The 6308-nt window shown below is 53.2% G+C and carries 5 protein-coding genes; 3 read left to right on the top strand and 2 right to left on the bottom strand.

Annotation, left to right across the window (positions count from 1 at the left end):
* The 3 genes from ACIQ5B_RS09765 to ACIQ5B_RS09755 all read left to right on the top strand — a co-directional run.
* Positions 1 to 445, top strand: a 445-nt coding sequence (locus ACIQ5B_RS09765; protein WP_397598849.1) for an ATP-dependent Clp protease proteolytic subunit, incomplete at its 5' end; no start/stop codon positions are given.
* Between the two features lie 134 nt (positions 446 to 579).
* The gene (clpX, locus tag ACIQ5B_RS09760) at positions 580 to 1851 is read left to right on the top strand and encodes an ATP-dependent Clp protease ATP-binding subunit ClpX (RefSeq protein ID WP_397598848.1); all 1272 of its coding nucleotides are present in this window, start codon (positions 580 to 582) and stop codon (positions 1849 to 1851) included.
* A gap of 262 nt (positions 1852 to 2113) precedes the next feature.
* Positions 2114 to 4756 (top strand): TonB-dependent receptor, encoded by a 2643-nt coding sequence (locus ACIQ5B_RS09755; protein ID WP_397598847.1) that lies wholly within the window; start codon positions 2114 to 2116, stop codon positions 4754 to 4756.
* A 51-nt stretch (positions 4757 to 4807) separates the two neighbouring features.
* On the opposite strand, the gene mtgA is transcribed toward ACIQ5B_RS09755, so the two are convergent.
* Together mtgA and ACIQ5B_RS09745 are read right to left on the bottom strand one after the other, a co-directional pair.
* On the bottom strand, positions 4808 to 5509 hold the full coding sequence (mtgA, locus tag ACIQ5B_RS09750) for a monofunctional biosynthetic peptidoglycan transglycosylase (protein ID WP_397598846.1): 702 nt from the start codon (positions 5507 to 5509) through the stop codon (positions 4808 to 4810).
* Between the two features lie 51 nt (positions 5510 to 5560).
* Positions 5561 to 6308, bottom strand: a 748-nt coding sequence (locus ACIQ5B_RS09745) for an RNA polymerase factor sigma-32 (protein WP_397598845.1), incomplete at its 5' end; no start/stop codon positions are given.

Below are 6308 nucleotides of genomic sequence, written 5' to 3'. Positions count from 1 at the left end.
TCCAAAGAAAGACATTTGGATGTACATCAACTCGCCGGGCGGCGTTGTAACCGCTGGCATGGCGATTCATGACACCATGCAATATATCCGTCCAAAGGTCGGGACAGTGTGCATCGGACAGGCTGCATCGATGGGCAGCTTCCTGTTGGCTGCGGGTGAACCCGGCATGCGCGTTGCGCTGACCAATTCGCGTATCATGGTCCACCAGCCTTCGGGCGGTGCGCGTGGTATGGCGTCGGACATCCAAATTCAGGCGAATGAAATCCTGCGCATTCGCAAACGTATGAACGATTTATACGCCAAATATACCGGCAAGCCGTTGAAAGACATTGAGAAGGCGATGGATCGCGACACGTTCCTGGAAGCCGAGGAAGCCAAGGCATTTGGTCTGGTCGACGAAGTGTTTGACAAGCGTCCGCTGAATTCTGAGGCAGGGGCGGACTGATTGCGTTAGCAATCGCTTTGCGGCCTTTGCCAAGATGGCACAGCCCTTTTTGGGCTATTGCCAAATCGGAACGCATCTTTAGGATGTTGGTTCAATAAAATACGGCCCGTTTCGGCGTGGTAGCAGGACAACTTATGACGAAGCTAAGCGGATCTGACACTAAGAGCACATTATATTGCTCATTCTGTGGAAAGTCACAGCACGAAGTCCGCAAATTGATCGCTGGCCCGACCGTTTTCATCTGTGATGAGTGTGTTGAGCTGTGCAATGACATCATTCGTGAAGAAACCAAGGGGGCGCTGACCGGCCGCAAGGAAGGTGAAGTTCCGACACCGCAGGAAATCTGCGAAGTTCTTGACGATTATGTCATTGGTCAACCGCAGGCAAAGCGTGTGCTGTCGGTTGCTGTGCACAACCACTATAAACGGCTCAACCATGGCGCCAAAGGTGCCGAAGTTGAACTGGCCAAGTCGAACATCCTGCTCATTGGTCCAACCGGTTGCGGAAAGACCTTGCTCGCGCAGACTTTGGCAAAGACGTTTGACGTGCCATTCACTATGGCCGACGCAACAACTTTAACCGAAGCGGGCTATGTCGGCGAAGATGTTGAAAACATCATCCTGAAACTGCTGCAGGCGTCTGACTATAATGTCGAAAAGGCGCAGCGCGGCATCGTGTATATCGATGAAATCGACAAGATCAGCCGTAAAGCGGAAAATCCCTCCATCACCCGCGACGTCAGCGGTGAAGGCGTTCAGCAGGCTTTGCTGAAGCTTATGGAAGGCACAACCGCAAGTGTGCCTCCGCAGGGCGGCCGTAAGCATCCGCAGCAGGAATTCTTGCAGGTCGATACAACGAATATCTTGTTCATCTGTGGCGGCGCGTTTGCGGGGCTGGAAAAGATCATTGCCAATCGTCTTGAAGGCAAATCGATTGGGTTCGGCGCACATGTCGCTGATCCTGATGAACGCGGAACGGGTGAAATCCTCAAGCAGGTCGAACCGGAAGATTTGCTGAAATATGGCTTGATTCCTGAATTCGTAGGTCGTTTGCCGGTCACTGCGACGCTGGAAGATCTCGATATCCCCGCGCTCGTCAAGATCCTGTCGGAGCCGAAAAACGCACTCGTGAAGCAGTATCGCAAACTGTTCGAGATGGAAGATGTCGGCCTGAGCTTTACCGATGAAGCATTGGAAGCGGTCGCCAAGAAAGCGATTGAACGCAAAACCGGTGCCCGCGGACTGCGGTCGATCCTGGAAGCGATATTGCTGGATACGATGTTTGATCTTCCAACCTTTGACGGTGTCGACGAGGTCGTCGTAGACAAGGATGTGGTTGAAGGTCGCAAGACACCTGTCCTCGTTTATGCAAAATCGGCGAAATCGACCAAAGAGGATGCCGCATAAGCGCATTTTTTACTGACTGTGGCAAACAGGCCACAAGTCTTAACAAAATGTTGAAATAGGCCAATTTGCACAGGTTGCTGCACCGCAATACTTTGCCTCTCCGGCGCTGTCGGTTAAGGGCGAATCATCTGCGGGGCGGGGTGTCATTTTACTGTCATTCACCGGCCCCAAGGGGATGGCGCGGTTCAATTCATATGGATGATTCGAGCGGAATGCTTGGTTACCAGTGAATTGGCATGTGGAAACCAAAGGGGTTTTAGAAATGAAAATTCGTTATCAGCTTGCGGCGAGTGCGGTTGCACTTTCCATCTGCAGCTTTTCAAGCGCTGCCTTCGCGCAGTCGACTGGTTCAGTCGATTTCGAAGAAGAAGTAATCGTTGTTTCCGGTTCGCGTTCGCAGGACGTTGCCGGAATTCAGGCACCTGACTCGACCAAGGCAAAAGCGGTTCTCACACAAGAGCTAATCGAACGTCAGAATCCAGGTCAGACAATTCTCGACACCATCAACGTAATTCCAGGCGTAAGCTTCCAGAACAACGATGCTTATGGCTCGTCGGGCGGCACGCTGAACATCCGTGGTTTTGACTCGTCGCGTATCTCGCTGACGTTTGACGGTATCCCGTTGAATGACTCCGGCAACTACGCCATCTATTCGAACCAACAGCTTGACCCTGAACTGATTGAGCAGGTCAATGTTAACCTGGGTACGACTGACGTCGACAGCCCTACAGCATCGGCTGTTGGTGGTACCGTCAACTACCGCACTCTGACACCGACTGAAGATTTCGGCGTTAAGGTCTCGGCTTCGCTCGGCGACTTTAACTTCGAGCGCCTTTTTGGCATGATCAACACTGGCAACCTGACGTCGTTCGGTACACGTGCGTTCTTCTCGGCTTCAAAGGCGACTAACGATAACCCGTTCAACAATTACGGCGTCGTCGACAAGCAACAGTATAACGGGAAGATCTATCAGCCAATCGGCAGCGATGGTGACTTCATTGCGATTTCTGGTAGCTACAACGAAAACCGCAACAACTTCTTCGGTTCGCTGCCTTTGCGCAACGACGCCGGCCGCGTTGTTGGTGCCGCTTCGTCCAACCGTTTCCCAGCGAACAATGATGAGCGGGAATATCTGATCAACTTCCCTTGCTCGACAACTGTAACGCCAGTTAATGGAACTGCTCAGTCGGCAACAACATGCGGCACGGAATTCGACCGTCGTTATAACCCGTCAAACACGGGCAGCATCCGTGGTGCGTCAAAATTCAGTTTCGGTGAGAAACTGACGTTGACGGTCGATCCAAGCTATCAGTACGTAAAAGCAAACGGTGGCGGCACCGTTACTGCACGTGAAGCACGTCGCGACATTGATCCGACTGGTGGCACAGCAGCAAACTGCACGACTGTGGTAAGCGGTGCTGGTGTAAACTGCCAGGCTGGATATCTTGGGGGTTCGCCATTCTTTGGTAAGGATCTGAACGGTGATGGTGACATCCTCGATCAGGTTACCATGATGGCACCAAGCCAGACCCAAACGCATCGTTATGGCGTCATCAGCTCGCTGCGTTATGAAATCAACGATGCGCATTCGGTTCGTCTTGCGTACACCTTTGACCGTGCACGTCACCGTCAGACGGGCGAAGTTGGCTTGTTGGACGTGAATGGTGAGCCATTGGACGTTTTCCCAGTGAATGCCCCGCAAGTTGCAGCCAACGGCGTAACGCTTCAAAAGCGTAACCGTCTGTCCTATGCAATTTTGCAGCAGGTTTCGGGCGAATATCGCGGTGAATATCTGGACAGCAATCTGGTCGTGACCGCCGGTGTTCGTGCACCGTTCTTCAAGCGCGACCTGACCAACTATTGCTTCACCAGCTCAGCTGGTGGCTTTGTTGAGTGCTTCGGCGATGCAACCCAGAACACCCTGAACGCAACGCTCAACCCAACGCAGGCTGCTCCACAAAATCGCGTCTTCAAATATGACAAGATTTTGCCAAACCTAGGCCTCAACTACAAGTTTACGCCTGAATTCAGCATGTTCGCAAGCTTTGCACAGGGCCTTTCGGTTCCAGGTACAGACAGCTTGTACAACGCGTTCTTCTTCCCGATCACGACCGCACGTGCGCGTCCTGCTCCAGAAACGACAGACAGCGTTGACCTTGGCGTTCGTTACCGTTCAGGGAACATCCAGGCTCAGCTTTCGGGTTGGTTGACGAAGTTCCAGAACCGTTTGGCTTCGGCTTATGATCCAGAACTGGACCAGAACGTGTATCGTAACCTCGGAAATGTCGACAAATATGGTATAGATGGTTCGATTTCATATCAGCCAATTCCAGAATTGGCCGTGTATGTATTTGGTTCGTACATGAAGTCGGAAATCAAGAACAACGTTGCTATCGGTGAAAATGCCGACGGTACGCCAGTTTTTGCTGCGACTGCTGGCCAGCGTGAAGGTGGTTCGCCGAAATATTCGTTTGGTGGAACTGTACGCGGTGAAGTTGGACCAGTTGAACTTGGCATTACCGCAAAGCGCACTGGCCCACGGAACGTCTTCGATACGGGCGCCGCAACCTACACGGGTTCGTTCGTTCCAACGGGCGCCGTGCCAAGCGGGACTATGGGCACAACAGCGCGCACCGAAATCTTTGGTGCATCTGCGCCTGCATATTGGATGGTCAACCTTGATGCGAGCGTCAACCTTGGCTTCCTGGGTGTGAGCGACAAGACCCGCTTCCAGCTCAACGTCTACAACCTGTTCGACCAATTCTATGTCGGCGGTTTTGGCGGCGGCTTGGCGCAGAGCGCGTCCTATAACCGCACCACCGGCGTTGCGACGTACGGTAGCCCCGGTTTCGTTCAAATCGGTGCACCACGCACCGTGAGCGGAACGATTACGTTCGTATTCTAAGTCATTGAACTAGAAAATTAAAAAGGGCGGGGCTTCGGCTTCGCCCTTTTTTTATGGGTAAATGCAGCTATCGAGGCCGTCGCGTTTGACGACGCGGATGCGCGCAGCGATGCTGTTGCCGTAGCGGCGCGTGAAACCACCCACGCCATTTACCGCGCGCTTTTTGGGCAATGGCAGAATGGCAGCCAATCGTGCGGCTTCGGTGCGGGTGAGATCTTTCGCAGATTTGTTGAAATAACGCTGCGCGCCTTCTTCGGCGCCATAGGTGCCAATGCCGGTTTCCGCGACATTCAGATACACTTCCATAATCCGGCGTTTGCCCCAGATTTTTTCGATCAGAAATGTGAAATAGACTTCGGGCACTTTGCGCAGGTAACGCGTCCAACCGGACCCCTGCCACAGAAACACGTTCTTCGCGGTTTGCTGGCTGATGGTTGAACCACCGCGGATTTTTCCGCCCTGTTGATTACGTTTAAGCGCCTTTTCGATCGCCTCACGGTCAAAGCCATCATGGCTACAGAATTTACCATCCTCGGCGGCGATCACGGCGCGGACCAGATTTGGTGAAATGTCGGAAAGCGGTGTCCAGTCACGCTTTGCGCCATGACTGTCGAACAACATGGTTAGCGTTGTCGGTACAGGCACAACCGCATAAATGGCCGTTAACGCGACCGTCCCGCCCGTAAGGTAAATAGCCGTTTTCAGACTGGAGCGAAAGATACGGGCGGAAAACGAGCGCTTCGGTTTTGTCATGTACAAAAGCTAGCGCAGCGTTCTCCGCCCGTCATCTATTTTTACATGGGGTTAAACGGTGAGCAGTAACTGCTTTTCGCCAGCAATCCGCAGCATTGCTTTTTGCAGCTTTTCGAATGCCCGCACCTCAATTTGGCGCACGCGTTCACGGCTGACGCTGTAAGTCTGGCTCAGCTCCTCGAGCGTTTGCGGTTCTTCAATCAGTCTACGCTGAGTCAGAATATGCTTCTCGCGCTCATTCAGGCTGTCCATCGCTTCGGAGAGCAAGGCGTGGCGCATATCGCCTTCTTGTGCGTCTGCAACGCGTTCGTCCTGCAATGGCGCATCGTCGACTAACCAATCTTGCCATTGGCCATCGCCATCCTCGCGCATCGGGACATTCAGTGACGTGTCACCGCCCATCGCCATGCGGCGGTTCATGTTGTTCACTTCTTCCTCGGACACGCCAAGGTCGGTGGCAATTTTACGCAAGGCGTCTTGGTTGAGATCGCCATCTTCAAATGCCTGAAGGTTGTTCTTCATCCGGCGCAGGTTGAAGAACAGCTTTTTCTGCGCGGCGGTGGTGCCGATCTTGACCAGGCTCCAGCTGCGTAGGATGAATTCCTGCATCGACGCGCGAATCCACCACATCGCGTAGGTCGCGAGGCGGAAACCGCGGTCTGGATCGAATTTCTTTACGCCTTGCATCAGTCCGATGTTTCCTTCGGAAATAAGCTCGGACACGGGCAGGCCGTAGCCACGATAGCCCATGGCAATTTTTGATACGAGGCGAAGATGTGACGTAACAAGCTGCTCGGCA

The organism is Sphingorhabdus sp., from assembly GCF_044374345.1.
Lineage (GTDB): Bacteria > Pseudomonadota > Alphaproteobacteria > Sphingomonadales > Sphingomonadaceae > Sphingorhabdus_B.
The sequence above is the reverse complement of the archived record's forward strand: the minus strand, read 5'-3'. Positions and strand labels throughout refer to the sequence as shown.

Coding starts and splice junctions, on each gene's coding strand:
- ACIQ5B_RS09755 (WP_397598847.1), top strand. CDS start 2,114: ATGAAAATTCGTTATCAGCTTGCGGCGAGTGCGGTTGCACTTTCCATC.
- mtgA (WP_397598846.1), bottom strand. CDS start 5,509: ATGACAAAACCGAAGCGCTCGTTTTCCGCCCGTATCTTTCGCTCCAGT.
- clpX (WP_397598848.1), top strand. CDS start 580: ATGACGAAGCTAAGCGGATCTGACACTAAGAGCACATTATATTGCTCA.